The sequence below is a fragment of the Sphingomonas sp. UYP23 genome (assembly GCF_054059235.1).
On sequence record NZ_JBSSBX010000001.1, the window covers coordinates 829,036 to 846,822 of the forward strand.

14 protein-coding genes and 1 pseudogene are annotated in these 17,787 nt (G+C 66.3%); 7 read left to right on the plus strand and 8 right to left on the minus strand.

Translation table 11 applies throughout. The features are described 5' to 3' along the window. The first annotated feature begins 37 nt into the window (after positions 1-37). Positions 38-1,146, plus strand: a pseudogene (locus ACVWYO_RS04265) (ATP phosphoribosyltransferase regulatory subunit). A gap of 334 nt (positions 1,147-1,480) precedes the next feature. Then, the gene (locus ACVWYO_RS04270; protein WP_457348935.1) at positions 1,481-3,772 is read left to right on the plus strand and encodes a TonB-dependent receptor; all 2,292 of its coding nucleotides are present in this window, start codon (positions 1,481-1,483) and stop codon (positions 3,770-3,772) included. Between the two features lie 63 nt (positions 3,773-3,835). Here the strand turns inward: ACVWYO_RS04270 and ACVWYO_RS04275 are convergent, their stop codons facing one another. From ACVWYO_RS04275 to ACVWYO_RS04305, 7 genes are all read right to left on the minus strand, one after another. Further along, positions 3,836-4,246 (minus strand): VOC family protein, encoded by a 411-nt coding sequence (locus ACVWYO_RS04275; protein ID WP_457348936.1) that lies wholly within the window; start codon positions 4,244-4,246, stop codon positions 3,836-3,838. Between the two features lie 29 nt (positions 4,247-4,275). Continuing rightward, positions 4,276-4,683, minus strand: a complete 408-nt coding sequence (locus tag ACVWYO_RS04280; RefSeq protein ID WP_457348937.1) for a VOC family protein — start codon at positions 4,681-4,683, stop codon at positions 4,276-4,278. A 110-nt stretch (positions 4,684-4,793) separates the two neighbouring features. After that, positions 4,794-5,699, minus strand: a complete 906-nt coding sequence (locus ACVWYO_RS04285) for a LysR family transcriptional regulator (RefSeq protein WP_457348938.1) — start codon at positions 5,697-5,699, stop codon at positions 4,794-4,796. A gap of 104 nt (positions 5,700-5,803) precedes the next feature. Continuing rightward, a complete protein-coding gene (gene kduI, locus ACVWYO_RS04290) occupies positions 5,804-6,637 on the minus strand; it encodes a 5-dehydro-4-deoxy-D-glucuronate isomerase (protein ID WP_457348939.1) in 834 nt (277 codons plus the stop codon). Positions 6,638-6,657: 20 nt separating this feature from the next. Further along, positions 6,658-7,830, minus strand: a complete 1,173-nt coding sequence (locus ACVWYO_RS04295) for a glycoside hydrolase family 88/105 protein (protein WP_457348940.1) — start codon at positions 7,828-7,830, stop codon at positions 6,658-6,660. After that, positions 7,827-9,143, minus strand: coding sequence for an MFS transporter (locus ACVWYO_RS04300; RefSeq protein ID WP_457348941.1), 1,317 nt, complete (start codon positions 9,141-9,143; stop codon positions 7,827-7,829). The genes ACVWYO_RS04295 and ACVWYO_RS04300 overlap by 4 nt, the downstream gene beginning before the upstream one ends. Before the next feature lie 137 nt (positions 9,144-9,280). After that, positions 9,281-10,027: a FadR/GntR family transcriptional regulator gene (locus ACVWYO_RS04305; protein ID WP_457348942.1), complete on the minus strand. Its 747-nt coding sequence runs from the start codon at positions 10,025-10,027 to the stop codon at positions 9,281-9,283. Between the two features lie 128 nt (positions 10,028-10,155). Here ACVWYO_RS04305 and ACVWYO_RS04310 point away from each other — a divergent pair, with 128 nt between their 5' ends. The 5 genes from ACVWYO_RS04310 to nusG all read left to right on the plus strand — a co-directional run bounded on the left by ACVWYO_RS04310 (position 10,156) and on the right by nusG (position 16,621). Next, entirely contained in the window at positions 10,156-13,404 is a 3,249-nt protein-coding gene (locus tag ACVWYO_RS04310; protein WP_457348943.1) for a glycoside hydrolase family 2 TIM barrel-domain containing protein, read from the plus strand. Next, positions 13,401-14,363, plus strand: coding sequence for a DUF4861 family protein (locus tag ACVWYO_RS04315; protein ID WP_457348944.1), 963 nt, complete (start codon positions 13,401-13,403; stop codon positions 14,361-14,363). The genes ACVWYO_RS04310 and ACVWYO_RS04315 overlap by 4 nt, the downstream gene beginning before the upstream one ends. 124 nt (positions 14,364-14,487) lie before the next feature. Continuing rightward, the gene (locus ACVWYO_RS04320; RefSeq protein WP_457348945.1) at positions 14,488-15,630 is read left to right on the plus strand and encodes a DUF2264 domain-containing protein; all 1,143 of its coding nucleotides are present in this window, start codon (positions 14,488-14,490) and stop codon (positions 15,628-15,630) included. A 234-nt stretch (positions 15,631-15,864) separates the two neighbouring features. Next, a complete protein-coding gene (gene secE / locus ACVWYO_RS04325) occupies positions 15,865-16,062 on the plus strand; it encodes a preprotein translocase subunit SecE (RefSeq protein WP_029625164.1) in 198 nt (65 codons plus the stop codon). Between the two features lie 16 nt (positions 16,063-16,078). After that, a complete protein-coding gene (gene nusG, locus ACVWYO_RS04330; RefSeq protein ID WP_010185156.1) occupies positions 16,079-16,621 on the plus strand; it encodes a transcription termination/antitermination protein NusG in 543 nt (180 codons plus the stop codon). A gap of 242 nt (positions 16,622-16,863) precedes the next feature. Here nusG and ACVWYO_RS04335 read toward each other — a convergent pair whose 3' ends face one another. After that, positions 16,864-17,592, minus strand: a complete 729-nt coding sequence (locus ACVWYO_RS04335; RefSeq protein ID WP_457348946.1) for a Crp/Fnr family transcriptional regulator — start codon at positions 17,590-17,592, stop codon at positions 16,864-16,866. Positions 17,593-17,787: the final 195 nt, after the last annotated feature.

The following is a 17,787-nucleotide window of genomic DNA, read 5'->3' on the forward strand; positions in this document are numbered from 1 at the left end:
GCTTTCGCTGCAATCGCGCTTCGGGCAAGGCGCGCGCATGACCACTTCCCTCCTCCCGACCGGCTTCCACGACCGGCTCCCGCCCTTCGCCGATGCCACCGCGCGGCTTGAGCAAGCCTTGCTCGGCGCAGCGCACGCCTATGGCTACGAACGCGCCGACCCTGCACTCGCCGAGTTCGAGGCCGGGCTCGCCGGTCGCCTCAAGGCCGCGCGCGCGCAGGATGCGGTGCGCTTCGTCGACCCCGTCAGCCAGGCGACGCTCGCGATCCGCCCCGACATGACCGCGCAGATCGGGCGCATCGCCGCGACGCGCATGGGCCACCACCCGCGTCCCGTTCGGCTGTCCTATGCCGGCCCGGTGCTCAAGTTGCGCGCCTCGCAGCTCTCCCCTGAACGCGAGATGCGCCAGATCGGCTGCGAGCTGATCGGCCTCGACACGATCGCCGCCGCGCGCGAGATCGTCGAGGTCCGCGGTCGCCGCCCTCGCCGCGGCAGGCGTGCCCAACGTCTCGATCGACTTTACGCTGCCCGATTTGATCGACGTGCTGGCGAGCGGCCCCTTCCCGGTCGAACCCGGCCAGATCGATACCCTGCGCGATCGGCTCGACGCCAAGGATGCCGGCGCGGTCGCCGCGCTCGCACCCGCCTATCTCCCGCTGATCGAGGCCGCCGGCCCGTTCGAGTCCGCGCACGACCGGCTCTGCGCGTTCGATGCGGGCGGCGCGCTGACCTCGCGGCTCGATGGACTGTGGCAGATCGCGGAGGGTCTCAAGGGCCGCGTCGCACTGACGCTCGATCCGACCGAGCGCCACGGCTTCGAATATCAGAGCTGGCTCGGTTTCTCGATCTTCGCGGGCGGCGTGCTCGGCGAGATCGGGCGCGGCGGCAGCTATACGATCGTCCACGAGAATGGCGCGGAAGAGGCCGCGGTCGGCTTCTCGCTCTATGCCGATGCGATCGTCGCGGCGGGGCCTGGCCGAGGTCGATCGGCGCCGGCTGTTCGTTCCGCTCGGTACCGATTCTGCAATCGCAGCGGCAATGCGCGCGGCCGGCTGGGTCACGGTCGCGGCGCTCGAAGCTGGGGATACGCCCGAGGCGCAGGTCTGCACCCACGTGCTCGCCGACGGTGGACCGCGCGCGCTGTAAGCGCAACGCCCGCGGCACGGCGCGACTAGTCGCGCTATTGCTTCACGTCCATCGGGTGACTGTCCGCACGACGGGCAAACGTAAGGCCGCGCGAGGAACCGCGGGCCGATCGTCTACGCACACCCCTGGAAGAGCCGGCGCCGCCGCCGCCGCGAGGTCGATAACGCCCCCAGCACCCATGCGATTTGGTGACAAGTTTCGCACAACGTCCATGTTTTCGTTTCGGACGGCGTACAACGGCCGATAATTTGTAGTACAAGCCTTGCACGCAGTCCGATCGACTGATACGCCCCCCCTCAATCGGGCAAAGCCGAAGACATTGGAGGGGAAGGACATGAGCTTGTTCACGACGACCGCACTCGGACGCATCCTGGCATGTGGCATGGCGGTCTCCGCCAGCAGCGCAGCCTTCGCGCAAGCCGCGCCGACCCAGCCCAACGATCCCGCCCCCTCGCCCACCGCGCTTGCCGAACAAGGCACGCCGGCGGAAACAGCGGCCACCGACATCATCGTCACCGCGCAGAAGCGCGCCGAACGCGTTCAGGACGTGCCGCTCGCGGTGCAGGTGCTGACCGGCGATGCGCTCCAGGCGCAGGGCGTGCGGCAGTTCGCCGACCTCACCAAGGCGGCGCCGTCGCTGATCATCCGCCCCGCGGAGCAGCCGGTCAATGCGTCGATCTCGATCCGCGGGATCGGCACCTTCGCCTTCTCGCCGAGCGTCGAGCCCAGCGTCGCGGTGCAAATCGACGACGTGCCCGTCCAGTTCCTCGCACGCGCCTTCGCCGATCTGTCGGACATCGAACGGATCGAAGTGCTGCGCGGTCCGCAGAGCACGCTGTACGGCCGCTCGGCCTCGGCCGGTCTGCTCAACATCGTGACGCAGGGCCCCAGCGCGCATCTGACCGGACGCGTCGGCGGCCTCGTCACGACCGACCGCGAATATAGCGGCAATGCCGCTCTGTCGGGGCCGCTGACCGACACGCTCGGCTTCCGCACCAGCGTCAACTACGACAATTTCGCAGGCAACGTTCGCAACCTGTTCAACGGTGAGCGCGTCAACGGCTTCCGCACGCTATCGACGCGCGGCAAGCTTGTCTGGAACCCGACGCCGACGCTCAACCTGACCGCGCAGATCGGCTATATCGACGGCCACACCACGATCGGCCGCCCGTTCGCGCGCGTTTCGCCCAATGCACGGTTGCGTGGTGTCGCCGCCTATACGCCCGCGGTGTTCGCGCCGGGCGTAACCTTCACCGACGACAATACCAATGTCGTCAACAACGTCACCTCGGGCACCGATTACAGCGACTTCTCGCAGTCGCTGCGCGCCTCGCTCGATCTCGGCTTCGCCTCGCTCGTGTCGATCACCGCCTGGGATCACTTCAAGCAGTTCGACATTCTCGACCAGGATGAATCGGCGATCGCCGCACTCGACAATCGCCAGTTCGGGACGTTCAACACGCATGCCTTCTCGCAGGAGCTGCGGCTGGTGTCGTCGGGCAAGACCCGGCTGCGCTACACGCTCGGCCTGTTCTACTCGAACCTAAATCTGACGCGCGATTTCACGCGCGGGCCGTTCTTCTCGATCGCGCGCTGGTACGCGACCAACGGCAACAAGCAGTATGCCGCCTTTGGTCAGGCCGAGTATGAGATCATCGACGGCACCTCGCTGATCGGCGGCATCCGCGCCGGGCATGGCAAGATCGACTATACCTTCCTCGATTATGCCGCGAACAACGCCAAGTTCGCCGGCAACAATTCGGAAGACTACCAGACCTACAAGGCCGGCATCCAGCAGCGCCTCGGCAGGGACGTGATGGCGTTCGCCACTTACGCCACCGGGCACAAGGGCCAGGCCTATGACATCGGCACCGGCTTCAACCTGGTTCGGCAGAATTCGAGTCCGGTCCGCCCCGAAACCTCGCAGGATTGGCAGCTCGGGGTGAAGTCGCAGTTCCTCGATCGCAAGGTCACCCTCAACGTCACGTTGTTCAACACGACGTTCGACAATTTCCAGGCGCAGGGAATCCAGACGCTTGCCGACGGGACGATCAACTTCCGCCTCGCCAATGTCGGCAAGCTGCGCACCCGCGGCGTCGAGGTCGAAGGCGGCGTCCGCTTCAACCGCGCGCTCAACCTCAGCGGCGGCGTGACCTATACCGACGCGAAGATCCTCTCCTTCCCGTTCGCGCAATGCTATCCCGGGCAGACCGCAGCGCAGGGCTGCGTCGGCAGTCCCTCGCGGCAGGATCTGGCGGGCTATCGTCCGGCACAGGCGCCCGAATGGAAACTATCGGTCAGCGCCGATTATACGCCGAGCCTGACACCGACGCTCGATGGCGTGTTCCAGGCGGCCTACAACTATCAGAGCTCGTTCAACTTCGGGATCAACCGCGATCCCGAGACGATCCAGAAGGGCTACGGCATTCTCAACCTGTCGTTCGGCATCCGCGGCGCCGATCGCAAGTGGGAGCTGGTCGGCTTCGTCAACAACGTGTTCGACAAACACTATTTCTTCAACGTCAACAATTCGTACGGCAACCAGGGCAACGCCCAGGCTACACAGAGCAACCTGCCGCGCGACTTCAACCGCTATGCGGGGGTGCGCGCGAGCCACACCTTCTAAACCCGAGGCGGGGTGGTCGTGCGCGGCGGTTGCGGCGACCACCCGTTCCCCGATCGGGGTGCGCTAGTGCGTAACGATCTCATTGAATTCGATCACGTTGAGATCGGGATCGCGGATGAAACAGACGTTGCGCCGGCCGTGGCCGAGCGTCAGCGGCCCCTCGGTGATCCGAATGCCTTCGCGATCGAGCCATTCCACCAGCGCGCCCATATTCTCGACGATCAACGCTGCGTGGGTATAACCCGGCCGGCGGACCGGGGCGTCGAGCAGGACGTTGCCGCCCTCCGCCGCGACGCCATTATAAATCAGGTGTAGGCGGAGTCCGCTTGGGTGGACCAACCCGCACGCCTTGACATCGGGTGCGAACTCGTCGGGATCGCGTGAGAAGCCGAACCTGGCGTAAAAGCGTTCGGCGGTGTCGAGATCTGTCACGCGCAGGCCGACATGGTCGAGGTGCAAGCTATCGAAATTCATTGTCCATCTCCAAGAGGCGCTCGCCTTCGTCAGACGCGCGCGGTGAATTCGAGGCGGACGCCACCGGGCATCCGGCAGATGAAATGCTTGGTCGTCGTGCCCGGCTGGATCGGCCGGGGTGCGAATTCGATCGTGACGTCGGGATGCGCAGACACGCTTGCGAAGGCGGTCGCGAGCGCCCCGTCGTCCGCCACCGCCAGCGCCAGATGATGCAGGCCGATATTCGCGCGCCGATCGAACGGGCTCGCCGTCGCGGGGTCCGCCACGCGCCACAGCGTCACCATCACCTCGCCATCGGTGACGAAGGCCGAGGGGTAGCCATCATCGCGCGCGAGGATCCGCCAGCCGAGCGTATCGCGGAAAAAATCGACCGCCGCGTCGAGATCGGGAACCGCCAGGCCGACATGGTGGACCCCACAGGTCAGTGCTTTGCGCATCATCAATCTCCTCGCTGCCCGACATAGCGGGCGCGACACGGCAGCGCCCTCAAGCAATCCAGGAAACTCTTTCCCGAAAAGCGGGAAGCGCCGCGCCGCGGCGTGCGCGGTCAGTCCGGCCGCCCCCATGCGGTAAGGTCGCGTAGCGTCCTTCGCACCCGCGGTGCCGCAAAATCGAGAAAATGCCGCATCTTGAGCGGCAGTTGCTCGCGCGGGAGATGCACCAGATGGACCGGCAAGGGGTCGAGTTCGAACTGCTCCAGGATGAGGGACAATGCGCCGTCGCGCACCGCGTCGTGCACCTGATAGGAGAGCGCGCGGACGACGCCAGCGCCCCGGATCGCCGCCTCGGCCGCCGCTTCGGCACCGGTCGTCAGCCGCGGCCGCGTCAGGGCTTCGGAGATCACCCGCGTGTCAGGGTCGCGAAAGCGCCAGGCCGCCGACACGGTCGCGCCATCGGTCGCGATACACGGCAAAGTCCCCAGCGCCGCAGGCGTCTTCGGGACGCCGTGGTGCGCGAGCAGGACGGGGCTCGCTGCGGCAACGACGCGAATCTCGCCGACTCGGGTCGCAATCATCCCGCTGTCGGGCAGGCGTCCGATCCGGACTGCGGCATCGATCTGGGCGTCGAGCAGATCAACGACGGTATCCCTGAGCACGAGATGGATATTGATCTCGGGATAGGCGGCGAGGAAGTCGGTAACGATCGGGACAACATGGAGCCGGCCGAAAAACAGCGGCGCGGTGATCACAAGGTCGCCCTTGGGAGTGACGAATTCCCCCGCCGCCTCGCGCTCGGCCTCCTCGACCGAGGCGACGATGCGCCGCGCGGCGGCGGCGAAGCCGCTGCCCGCGTCGGTCAGTGCGAGGTTGCGCGTCGTGCGCTGCAGCAGTTGTGCGCCGAGATGGCGTTCGAGATCGGCGATCTTGCGGCTGACGGTCTGAACGGGCACGTCGATGCTGCGCGCCGCCGCCGAGAAGCTGCCATGTTCGATGACCCTGAGGAAAAGGGTCATGCCTTCGATCCGGTCCAAGCGGGCTTCCCATATCGCGTGAAGGTCTGCACCGCTCGTAGATCGTTATCCCCGCTGATGGGAAGACCGGGTCTTGCCGGCAGCGCTCAGCGCAGCTGGCAGATATCCAGCACATTCATGTCGTTATAGTCGAGATTCTCGCCCGCCATCGCCCAGATGAACCCGTACGCGCGTGTCCCCGCGCCCATATGCACCGACCAGGGCGGTGAGATCACTGCTTCCTCGTTCGCCAGCACGATGTGCCGCAGCGCATCCTCCTGTCCCATGTAATGGAACACGCGATCATCGGGGCCGAGATCGAAGTAGAGATAGATTTCCGAGCGCCGCTCATGGATGTGCGGCGGCATCGTGTTCCACACGCTGCCGGGCTTGAGCAGCGTCATCCCGAGACACAGCGACGCGCTCCCGCAGGTATGCGGCAGCAGCAACTGGTAGATCGTCCGGTCGTTCGATTCCTCCAGGCTGCCGCGCTCGAGCGGCGTGACGTCGGCCATCGCCAGCTTGCGCAACGGGAAGGCGCGGTGCGCGGGGACGCTGAGCAGATAATAGCGCGCTTCCGCACCCGCGAAAGTCACGTCGACAGAGCCCATCGGGACGTACAGCGCCTCGCACCGATCGAGCGCGAACGTCTGCCCATCGACCGTAACCACGCCAGGCCCGCCGATATTGACGATCCCGAGTTCGCGCCGCTCGAGCAGCGGATGGCCGGCAGCGCTCGCCGGCTCGGTCTGATGCGGCAGTGCGAGCGTCGCCGCGCCGGGCACCGCGCCCCCGATGATGAAGCGCTCGCCATGCGAATAGGTCAGCACGATCTCGCCGGAACGGAACAGGCCGCCGACGCGGTAGCGATCGCGCAGCTCCTCGTTCGACGCGCACGCCATCATGTCGGGGTGCGTCGCGTAATAGGTCTTTTCGAACACAGGGATACTCCGGGAAAGGATCAGCGCTTGGACGGCGCGCGGTCGAGCTCGGCGACGGCGGTCGCCGCGAGCAGGAAGGCGCCGACGCCGTAGAATTGCGTGTCGTCGGCCGCGACGCGTTCGGGGCGGTCGCTGACCTGCTGCACCCAGCCGAGCCGGCCATCGGGCTGCAGACTGCGGACGAGCGCGTCCCAGCCCTTGCGCACCACCGGCGTATAGGCCGTGCGGTCGAGCAGGCCCGCTCTGACGCCCCACGCCATGCCGTAGGTGTAGAAACCCGTCCCGCTCGATTCCGGCGGCGACTCCTCGGGCGCGAGCAACGACGGCGCCCAATAGCCGTCGGGCTTCTGGAGACCTTTCAGCGTCCCCGCCATTTCGACGAACAGCTTTTCCATCCGTACGCGGTCGGGATCACCCTTGGGCAGCAGCGGGATGATCCGCGCCATCGCCGCGAACACCCAGCCATTGCCGCGGCTCCAGAACTGCTTGCGTTGCGCCTCGTCGCGGCGCTCGAAGAAGCGGCTGTCGCGGTAGAAGAGGTGTTCGGCGGGATCGAACAGGAAGTCGGTCGTCGCCCAGAATTCGCGCAGGGCATAGTCGCGGTAGCGGCGGTCGCCGGTCTGGCGCGACAGCTCGATCATCGCGGGCGGCGCCATGAACAAAGCGTCGCACCAGCAATAGCGCGTCAGGCATTCGGTGCCGTCATAGCCCGACGGCGGCTGATAGAAAGCGAGTCCGACGCGCGGCGGATTGGCGACGATATAGTCGAAGCGCGCGCGCGACGGGGCGAGTGCCGCAGCGCCCGCGCCATGTTTTGCCGCCCACAGATAGGATTGGGTGATGACGAGATCGTCGGCATGATAGGGCCGCTTCGCCGGCGTCCAGGCGTTGGCGCGCCCCATTGCGACGACCGCCTGCCCTATCGCTTGCGGCGCCCCGGCATCGGCGAGCGCGGTCATGCCGACCCAGAACACCGCTTGCTCCCACGCGCGCGGATTGCGCGTCTCGGTGGTGATCCGCGAGACATGGCCGGTGTCGGTCATGTGCGCGAGCTGCCACTGGGCAAGCTTGGTGGCGAGCGCGACGGCGTCGCGCGCCTGGGGCGCCGCAGCCGCCTGTGACGCGGGCGCGGCATAGAGCGGCGCCGACAGCAGCGCGGTGCTGGCGAGCAGGACGAGCAAGCGAGCGATCATGACGAACCTTCCGGAAGGGGCGTGCCGGCCGGATCGACAGCGACCCGCGCGAGCCTGGGACTGAGCAGGTGGAGCGCGATCAGCGCGACGAAATAGGCGCCGCCCGCCACCGCGAAGATCGGCGCATAGCTGCCTGACAGATCGAGGACGTAGCCGACGAACTTGGCGATCAGCATCCCGCCGATCGCGCCTGCCGTCCCGCCGATCCCGACGACCGAGCCCACAGCGGTGCGCGGGAAGAGATCGGACGGCAGGGTCAGCAGATTGGCGGAGAAGGCCTGATGCCCCGCGGTCGCCAGCCCGATCAGCAGCACCGCGGTCCACAGCGAATCGATATATTGCACCGTGACGATCGGCAGCACCGCAAACGCGCAGACCAGCATCGTCAGCTTCCGCGCGGCGTTGACGCTGACCCCGGCGCGGATCATTCGCGACGACGCCCAGCCGCCCGCGATGCTCCCCAGATCGGACATCACGTAGATCACGATCAGCGGTGGGCCGAAGCTCTTGAGATCGAGCCCGTAACGCTTGCCAAGAAAGTCGGGCAGCCAGAACAGGAACATCCACCAGATCGGATCGGTGAGGAATTTGGGCACCGCATAGGCCCAGGTCGCGCGGATCCCGAACAGCCGCCGCCACGGCAGCGGCGCGCTCGGCTGCACCGGATCGCTCTGGATCAAGGCGAGTTCGGCGGGCGAGACGCGCGGATGCTCGGTCGGACGGCGATAGATGGCGAGCCATGCGACCAGCCAGATGACGCTGAACGCGCCGGTCGCGACGAACGCCGCGCGCCAGCCGTAAGCCAGCGCGATCGCTGGCACGAGCAAAGGCGTCACAATCGCACCGACATTGGCGCCGGCATTGAAGATGCCGACCGCAAAGGCGCGCTCGCGTTGCGGAAACCATTCGGCGACCGCCTTCAGACCCGCCGGAAAATTGCCCGATTCCCCGAGCCCGAGCGCGAACCGCGCGATCGCAAATTGTGTAACGCCACCGACGAAGCCGTGCGCGACATGCGCAATCGTCCAGAAGGTGAAGGCGATCGCGTAGCCGACGCGCGCGCCCGCCACGTCGATCATCCGCCCGACCGCCAAGAAACCGATCGCATAGGCCGCCTGGAACCAGAAGACGATGTCGGCATATTGGCTCTCGCGCCAGCCGAGATCGGCCTGCAGCAACGGCTTGAGCACGCCGATCATCTGCCGGTCGACATAGTTGATCGCGGTGGCGGCAAACAGCAGCCCGCAAATCACCCAGCGATACGATCCGGCGCGGCGCGCGGCATCGGTGATCGTCGCGTCAGCCGCGGTCATGGCTGGGGGCGCTTCATCGCGCGGGATGGTCGATGGCCCGATCGGCATAGTCTACGCATTCAGGCCACTCACCTTCCCGGCTGCCCCGAAATCTGACGCCGGGATCCGCTTAGTTGTAGTACAACTAAAAGCGGTCGTCAATCGTTCGCGCCGCTATCCTCCACCTTCGGCCGCAGGCTGGTCGTCTCGCTCAATTGCGAGTGGCGGCTGAGGCTTTCCTGCATGTGATGCCGCGCCGCCTCTCGCGCGCGCGTCGAATCCATCCGCACGATCGCGTCGAGGATCGCCTCATGCTCGCCCTGTACCTTGGCGGCATAAGCGCGGTGCGCTTCTTCCGACTGATCGCGCAGATAGAGATTGCGCGGTGGGACGAGGCGCAACCCCAGAAATTCGATCAGCCGCTCGTAATAGTGGTTCTGCGTCGCGCGGGCGATCGCGAGGTGGAAGCCGCTGTCGGCGCGCGCGGCGGCTTCGGGATCGTCGATCACCGCCTCCATCTGCGCAAGCGCATCGCGGATCGCGCCGATGTCGGCGGTGGTGCGCCGCGCCGCCGCGAGCGCCGCCATCTCGGTCTCGAGCGCGAGCCGCATCTCGAGCAATTTGATGACGTCGGTGAGCTCGCTCATTTCGTCGCGCGTCACCTGAAACGCGCGGTATTGCGCGGTTGCGGCGACGAACACGCCCGACCCCTGGCGCGACGTCGTCAGCCCCTGCGCCGACAGCCGCGCGACCGCTTCGCGCACTACGGTGCGGCTGACATTCTCCGCCGCCGAGATTTCGAGCTGCGTCGGGAAGCGCGACCCCGGCGGCATCGCGCCGCTGCGGATGCGCTCCTCAAGCTTGGCGAACAGCCCATCGGTCAGCGAGGCTGAATGTCGTGCCACCGGCGTCTCCTCCGCAACGGCGCCGGGAAAGCGCGGCGCTCGCTGCTTGTCATACGAATTCTGCAGTTGTAGCATAACTGCTAACATCGAAGAGCGCTGAGCGCTACGGTCAACGGAGAGGCGTCATCGTGCGTTCGGCATTCCCTTTATTGCTCGCGGGCGCAGCATGCCTCGCGCCGGTCGCCGTGGCAGCGCAGAGCCAGCCGGCGCCGCCAATCCAGCCACAGGTCTCGCCGGATCGCCCCGATTGGGAAAATCCTGCCGTCTTCGCAATCGGTAAGGAGCCGCCACGCGCGACCGGCTTCCCGTTCGAAAGCCGCGCCAAGGCGATCGCCGGGCATCGCACCAAGTCCGATCGCTTCTTGCTTTTGAGCGGCCAATGGGCGTTCGCGCTCTCGCCCAATGCCGATCATCTGCCGACGGGGTTCGAAAAGCCCGGTTACGACGTCTCGCAGTGGAAGACGATCAAGGTCCCCGCCGACTGGCAGGCCGAAGGCTACGACCAGGCGCGCTACAACAACATCACCTACCCCTTCCCCGCCAACCGCCCGCTGATCCCACACGCGATCAACCCGGTCGGATCGTACCGCCGCGATGTCGAGGTGCCGGCGGGCTGGTCGGGCAGCGACGTGATCCTCCATATCGGCGCGGCGGGATCGGCTTATTACGTCTGGGTCAACGGCGCCAAGGTCGGCTATTCGGAGGACAGCAAGCTGCCGTCGGAATTCGACGTCAGCCGCTATCTGAAACCCGGCCACAACACGATCGCGATCCAGGTCTATCGCTGGTCCGACGGCAGCTATCTCGAGGACCAGGATTTCTGGCGCGTCTCGGGGATCGAGCGCGAAGTGTTCCTGATGGCCGCACCCAAGACGCGGATCCGCGACTTCTTCGTCCATGCCGGGCTCGACGAGCGCTACCGCGACGGCAAGCTCGCGGTCGATCTTGTGGTTACGCCCGCCAAGGCCGCGACGAGCGCGCGGATCGTGCTGCTCGACGGCGACCGGATCGTCACCGAGAAATCGACATCGATCGCCGCAGGCGCAGCCGAACGTACCGTCTCACTCGCAACGACGATCCCAGACGTCAAACCTTGGACCGCCGAGACGCCCAATCTCTACATGCTGCTGGTCGAGCTCTACGACGCGAAGGGCGCGATCGTGCAGTCGACCTACAGCCGTATCGGCTTGCGCACCGTCGCCATCCAGAACGGGCTCGTCACGGTCAACGGTCAGCCGATCACGATCCGCGGCGTCAACCGCCACGAGCATGATCCCGAGACCTTCCACGTCATCTCGCTCGAATCGATGGAGCGCGACATCCAGCTGATGAAGCGCGCCAACATCAACGCGATCCGCACCTCGCATTACCCCAACGAACCGCGGCTCTACGAACTCGCCGACCGCTATGGCCTCTATGTCATGGACGAGGCCGATATCGAGAGCCACGCCTATATGGACTGGTCGAACAACCATCCCACGCAGCGCGGGCAATATCAGCTCGGCTTCGATCCCGCCTGGAAGGCCGCGCACGTCACGCGCGTCACCAACATGGTCGAGCGCGACAAGAACCACCCCTCGATCCTCTTCTGGTCGCTCGGCAACGAGGCCGGAATCGGCCCGAACTTCGCCGCCGCAGCGGCAGCGGCCAAGCAGCGCGATCCGTCGCGGCTGATCAGCTATCTCGGCTGGGGCACGTGGGACGGGCGGTTCGAGCATCATCCCAACGATTTCACCGACATCTACGCGCCGATGTACGACTCCGCTGCAAAGCTCGTCGATTACGCGACCAACTGGTCGTTCCGGCAGCCTTTAATCATGTGCGAATATGCGCATATGATGGGCAATTCGGGCGGCGACCTGAAGGAATATTGGGATGCGATCTATGCACATCCCGACAAGCTCCAAGGCGGCTTCATCTGGGACTGGGTCGACCAGTCGATGTATCGCAAGACCAAGGATGGGCGGCGCTATTGGGGGATGGGCGGCGAATATGGCCCCAACCCCGGCGGCGAATTGGAATTCGGCGACGGTCTGATCCAGTCCGACCGCACCCCCAACCCGCAGCTGTTCGAGCTGACCAAGGTCTATGCGCCGATCCAGTTCGAGGGCTTCGACCCCGCCAGCGGCGCACTGCGCGTCGCGAACCATTATGATTTCGCGAGCCTCGCCGGGCTCGATCTCGGCTGGCAGATCCTCGAGGACGGTGTCGTCGTCGCGCGCGGGACGATGCCCGCGCTCGCCACAGCGGCACGCGGCCACGAAACGACGACGCTCGCGCTGCCCACGATCGCGCGCAAGCCAGGCGCCGAATATCTGCTCAACGTCGTCGCCCGCGCCAAGGATGCGAGCACCCCCGCGATCGCCGCGGGCCAGGTGATCGGCTGGGAACAGTTCCCGCTCGGCGCGGGGGCCGCGGTCGCCAAGCCCGCCGCCACGGGCAAGGTCGATCTCTCGCAGGCAGGCGGCATGGTCACGCTGCGTGCCGCCGGGGCCGAGCTGGTGCTCGATCGCAAGACCGGGCTGCTCGTCCGCTACGGCGCGAACGGCCGCACGCTGCTGCGCGGCGGGACGCCCGATTTCTACCGCGCCTTGACCGACAACGACGTCGGCGTCGGCGTCGAGCGCACCCATGCCGTCTGGAAGACAGCCTCGAGCGACCGCATCGTCGAGGCGGTCGAGCAGCACACAACGCCCGACGGCGCCGCCGTCACGATCCGCTACCGCATCGGCAAGGACGTCGCGCGCTTCGTCACGCGTTACGCGATGGCGGGCGACGGCACGGTGGCGGTCGAGGGCAGCTTCACCCCGCTGCGCACCGACCTCCCCGATCCGCTGCGGTTGGGCCTCGCCTATGTCATGCCCGCCAGCTTCGACACGCTCGAATGGTATGGCCGCGGCCCGCACGAAAGCTATGCGGACCGCAAGACCAGCGCGCCGCTCGGCCTGTGGCGCGGGCTGATCGCCGAGCAGAACCACGATTACATGCGGCCGCAGGAAACCGGCAACAAGGTCGATGTGCGCTGGATGGAGCTGTCGGATCACGCAACCGGCGGCCTGCGCGTGCAGGGCGATGCGCCGCTGTCGATGAACGCGCTCGCCTTCCCGTACGACGATCTGTCGCACCGTGCCCCGGGCACGCGCCGCAGCTCGGATATCGTTCCCCATGATGAGGTTTCGTTGATGATCGATGCAGTCCAGTCCGGAATCGGGGGCGACACGCAATGGGACCAGACCGGGCGCCCGCTGCCGCGCTACCGGATCGCGCTCGCCCCGCGCAGCTTCGGCTTCCGGCTGAGCCCGTTCAGCGGCGCAGGCACCACCCCGACGCTCGCCCGCCCCGCTTCCGCGACGGGCGTCGCGGAGGTGATCCAGTGAGCGCGCGCCTGCCCTCGCGCCTGCTCGCCGGTACGCTGCTGCTCCTGGCCGGCGCCGCCGTCGCGCAGGAGGCCCCCACGCCGCAGATGCCGCCGATCAGCACCCCGCTCCCGTCCGCGCCCGACCGTCAGGCACACGCCGCGGTCAAGCTCGCCGACTATCGCTACGACGATCTCCTGTGGGAAAACGACCGCACCGCGCACCGCATCTACGGCCACGCGCTCGAGGCGGCCGAGCCGCCATCGGGCTCGGGAATCGATTCGTGGGGCAAGAACGTCATCTGGCCGTTCACCGACCGCCAGCTGCGCAGCGGCGACCAGCACAGCTATCATGGCGAGGGGCTCGACTTCTACAACGTCGGCACCGGCCGCGGCGCCGGCGGGCTCGGCATCTGGCACGACAACAAGCTGTGGACCTCGCGCAACTACACCCGCTACCGCATCCTCAAGAACGGCCCCGACGCCGCCGATTTCGAGGTCGATTATGCGCCCTGGCCGGTCGAGGTCGATCGCCGCGTGTGGGAGACGCGCCGCTTCACGCTGCCCATCGGAACCCAGTTCACGCGAATGGTCTCGACGCTGTCGTCCGACAAGCCGGGGCCGCTGATCGTCGGCATCGGCATCGGCCGCCACACGATCAGCTCGACCGAAGGCGCGCTAACCGTCGACCGCGCACACGGCGTTCTCTCCTTCTGGAGCGCCGAAGACGGCATCCACGGCCGGATGGCGATCGCGCTGAAGGTCGATCCGGCGATGATCGTCGATGTGAAAAACGACTTCGACAATTACCTCGTCCTGCTCAAGGTCGAGCCGGGCAAGCCGTTCGTCTATTATTCGGGCTCGGCGTGGGACAAGGGCGTCGGCGGCTTCCGCACGCGCGCCGAGTGGGACCGCTACGTCCTCGCCGCGCCCGCCGATTTCCGCGTGCCGACCGACCGCCGCCAGGGGAAGACACAATGAAGCGTCGCGATTTCATGGCCGCCGCGCTTGCAACCGGGTTCGTTGCCGACACCGCGCTCGGCACCAGCGCGGACGCTGCGCCGCGCCCGGCCGCCGGACCGTCGGACCGTCGGACCGCGCCTATATGGTCGATCTGCTTGCGCGGATGGCGAAGCCCGTGCTCGGCCCGATGGCGACCGCCCAGCTCCGCGCGCGCTTCAAGCCCGAGCTCAGCCCGACCTGGGACGGGCGCGATCCGGGCGTCGCCTATCTCGAATGCTTCGGTCGCCTGATGGCGGGAATCGCGCCGTGGCTGTCGCTTCCCGCGGATACCACGACCGAGGGACGGCTGCGCGAGACGCTCCAGCAGCAGGCAGTGGCGAGCTACGCGCAATCGGTCGATCCGCGCAGCCCCGACTGCCTGTTGTGGCACGGCCAGGCGCAGGCGCTCGTCGACTCGGCCTATTTCACCAACGCGTTGATGCGCGCGCCCAAGCACTTGTGGGAACCGCTCGACACGACGACCAAGCAACGTATCGTCGCGGTCATAAAAGGACTGCGCGACGTCTCGCCGCCCTACACCAACTGGCTGCTGTTCGCCGCGATGAACGAGGCATTCCTGCTGTCGATCGGCGAGCAATGGGACCCGGTGCGGATCGACCTCGCGATTCGCAAGGTCAACGAATGGTATGTCGGCGATGGCTGGTATGGCGACGGCCCGCACTTCCATTTCGATTTCTACGGCGCCTACGTCATCCATCCGATGCTCGTCGAGATCCTCGAAGTGCTCGTCGCCACGGGCGCGAAGTTCAACAGCCTGGCGACCAAGGATCTGCTCGAGCAGGCCTATCGCCGGATGCAGCGCTTTGGCGAGTGTCTCGAACGGATGGTCGGTCCCGACGGCAGCTATCCGCCGATCGGCCGCTCGCTGACCTATCGCACCTCGGTATTCCAGCCGCTCGGCCTGCTCGCCTGGCGGGGCCGTCTGCCCAAATCGCTCCCCGCCGGCCAGGTGCGCGGCGCGACATTGGCGGCGCAACGCGCGGTCTTCCGTTTCTCCGGGAATTTCGACGCGAACGGCTATCTGACGATCGGCTTCACCGGCCACCAGCCGGCGCTGGGCGATTGGTATTCGAATGCCGGCAGCATGTATCTCGTCGCCGAAAGCCTGGTCGCGCTGGGGCTCCCCGCCGACGCGCCCTATTGGACCGACCCGGTCCAGCCGTGGACCGCGAAACGCGCCTTTGCCGGGGAGGCGTTCGCGAAGGATTATTATTCGGACGCGTAACGCCGGGCGGATAGCGCGAGCCGCGCGGGACCGGGTGGCGGGTTGCGCGACGCACGTCCGACAGGATGGGTCGTCGGCCCGGGACGCCCCCCAGCCCCGCCGCTTGATTTACCCCGCCACACGCGCTACGCCCCATCCATTCCGAAATTGGGAATTCTCGTCATCGGGCCTTGGCAGGTCCGGGCGGCGGGCCCATGTCCAAACTTCGGCTAAAAGAACATGAGTGCACAGACCGTGGCGAAGACGACTCCCCTCGAATTCATCCGACAGGTCCAGGCCGAGACCAAGAAGGTCGTCTGGCCGACCCGGCGCGAGACGATCATGACCGGCGTGATGGTCGTCATCATGACGACGCTGCTCGGCCTGTTCTTCTTCATCGTCGACACGGGGTTCGAAGCGATCGTCCACCTGCTGCTCAGCCTCGCCAAATAATCTAGGTAAAAGACACATGGCACGCTGGTACATCATTCACGCGTATTCGGGTTTCGAGGGCAAGGTCCGCGATTCGATCATGGCGGAAGCAACCCGCATGGGTCTCGAGCAGCTCGTCGAGCAGATCGAGGTCCCGACCGAGACGATCACCGAGGCGCGCCGCGGCAAGAAGATTCTCGTCGAGCGCAAGTTCATGCCGGGCTACGTGCTCGCCAAGCTCAACATGAACGACGACGTCTATCACCTCGTCAAGAACACCCCGAAGGTGACCGGCTTCCTCGGTCCGAACGGCAAGCCGCAGGCAATTCCGGAATCGGAAGCTGCGCGCATGCTCAGCACCAAGGACGAAGCCGCCGCCGCTGCGCCCAAGCAGAAGGTTAAGGTCGATTTCGAGATCGGCGATTCGGTCAAGGTGCTCGACGGCCCGTTCGCGAGCTTCAACGGCATCGTCGAAGAGCTCGATTTCGATCGCAGCCGCGTCAAGGTGTCGGTGTCGATCTTCGGCCGCGCAACGCCGGTCGAGCTCGAGTTCGAGCAGGTCGAACGCTCCAAGTCGTAAGTCGCAGGCCGCAAGCGGATAGCGAAGCTATCCGCGAGACGGCCAAGACCGGCCGGCGGGTCGCGGCACGCGATCCCGTCCGACGCCAGACGCGGGATTTACTCCCGCGCCGCTTGCGGCAAGCTCTGCCCCCTCCCGCGTCACCCCAGGCTAGTCCCGGGGCTCAACGGGACACGCGCATTGCAAGGGCAGCATGCGCGGCATGGTAGCCCCCGGCACAAGGCCTGGGTGACGGACTCGGGTCAATCCTCGAGCAAATTCAGATGCAGATAGGCCGATTGAAAGTCGGCCACCGAGCGCAACCGCGCCGTATCGAGAATCACGATCACGCGCGTGCGCCGCATGATCAGCCCGTCGCGCTCGAGCAGCTTGAGCATTCGATTGACGTGAACCGGGGTGAGCCCGAGCGCATCGCCAAGCTGCTCCTGCGTCATCGGCAGTGTGTCGCTGTCGCCGCCCTCGTCATTGACCACTTCGAGCCGCAGCGCACATTCGCACAGCAGATGCGCCAGCCGCATCAGCGCACCACGCCGCCCGATATTGGCGATCCACTCCCATGCGATCGACCCGTCGACCAGCGTGTCGAGCCAGAAGGCATGCGCGATCGCGGGATATTTTGCCGCGATCTCGAGCAAGGCGACCCACGGAACCCGCGCCATCGTGATCGCCGTCAACGCCTGGACGCTGTGATCGGCGATCTTGAGCAGCGAATTCTGCAGGTCGACCGCGTCGCCCGGGACCTGCAGCGCGATGATCTGCCGCCCGCCATCCCCGACGATCTTCTGGCGATAGGCGAAACCCGCCAGCAACACGCAGGTGAAGTCCGCCCGCTCGCCCTGCCGAACCAGATAATGGCCGGGCTCGAGCGCCTTGAGCGTAAAGGGCAGTCCGAGCAGCGCAGCTTCGTCCGCGGCGGCGAAGGGACTGCGTCGCTTCAGTTTTACCAACAAGCGCTGGAGTGTTTCTTGCATGGATCGATCCCGATACCGGCGGGAGCGCAAAACTCTCAGTCATCGGGCGCCAAAAACCTCGATAATATGAGACGCATAACACAAATTGTTTTTTACGCGGCGCATAAACGTTGCACGCGTGACATCGGCATGTGCAATCGGGTTTGCCTCGCGCACCGCATTCCGCTATGCGCCCCGCCTTCCCCGGCACGTCGC

Coding starts and splice junctions, on each gene's coding strand:
- ACVWYO_RS04270 (WP_457348935.1), top strand. CDS start 1,481: ATGAGCTTGTTCACGACGACCGCACTCGGACGCATCCTGGCATGTGGC.
- ACVWYO_RS04275 (WP_457348936.1), bottom strand. CDS start 4,246: ATGAATTTCGATAGCTTGCACCTCGACCATGTCGGCCTGCGCGTGACA.
- ACVWYO_RS04280 (WP_457348937.1), bottom strand. CDS start 4,683: ATGCGCAAAGCACTGACCTGTGGGGTCCACCATGTCGGCCTGGCGGTT.
- ACVWYO_RS04285 (WP_457348938.1), bottom strand. CDS start 5,699: ATGACCCTTTTCCTCAGGGTCATCGAACATGGCAGCTTCTCGGCGGCG.
- ACVWYO_RS04295 (WP_457348940.1), bottom strand. CDS start 7,830: ATGATCGCTCGCTTGCTCGTCCTGCTCGCCAGCACCGCGCTGCTGTCG.
- ACVWYO_RS04300 (WP_457348941.1), bottom strand. CDS start 9,143: ATGACCGCGGCTGACGCGACGATCACCGATGCCGCGCGCCGCGCCGGA.
- ACVWYO_RS04320 (WP_457348945.1), top strand. CDS start 14,488: ATGGTCGATCTGCTTGCGCGGATGGCGAAGCCCGTGCTCGGCCCGATG.
- nusG (WP_010185156.1), top strand. CDS start 16,079: ATGGCACGCTGGTACATCATTCACGCGTATTCGGGTTTCGAGGGCAAG.
- ACVWYO_RS04335 (WP_457348946.1), bottom strand. CDS start 17,592: ATGCAAGAAACACTCCAGCGCTTGTTGGTAAAACTGAAGCGACGCAGT.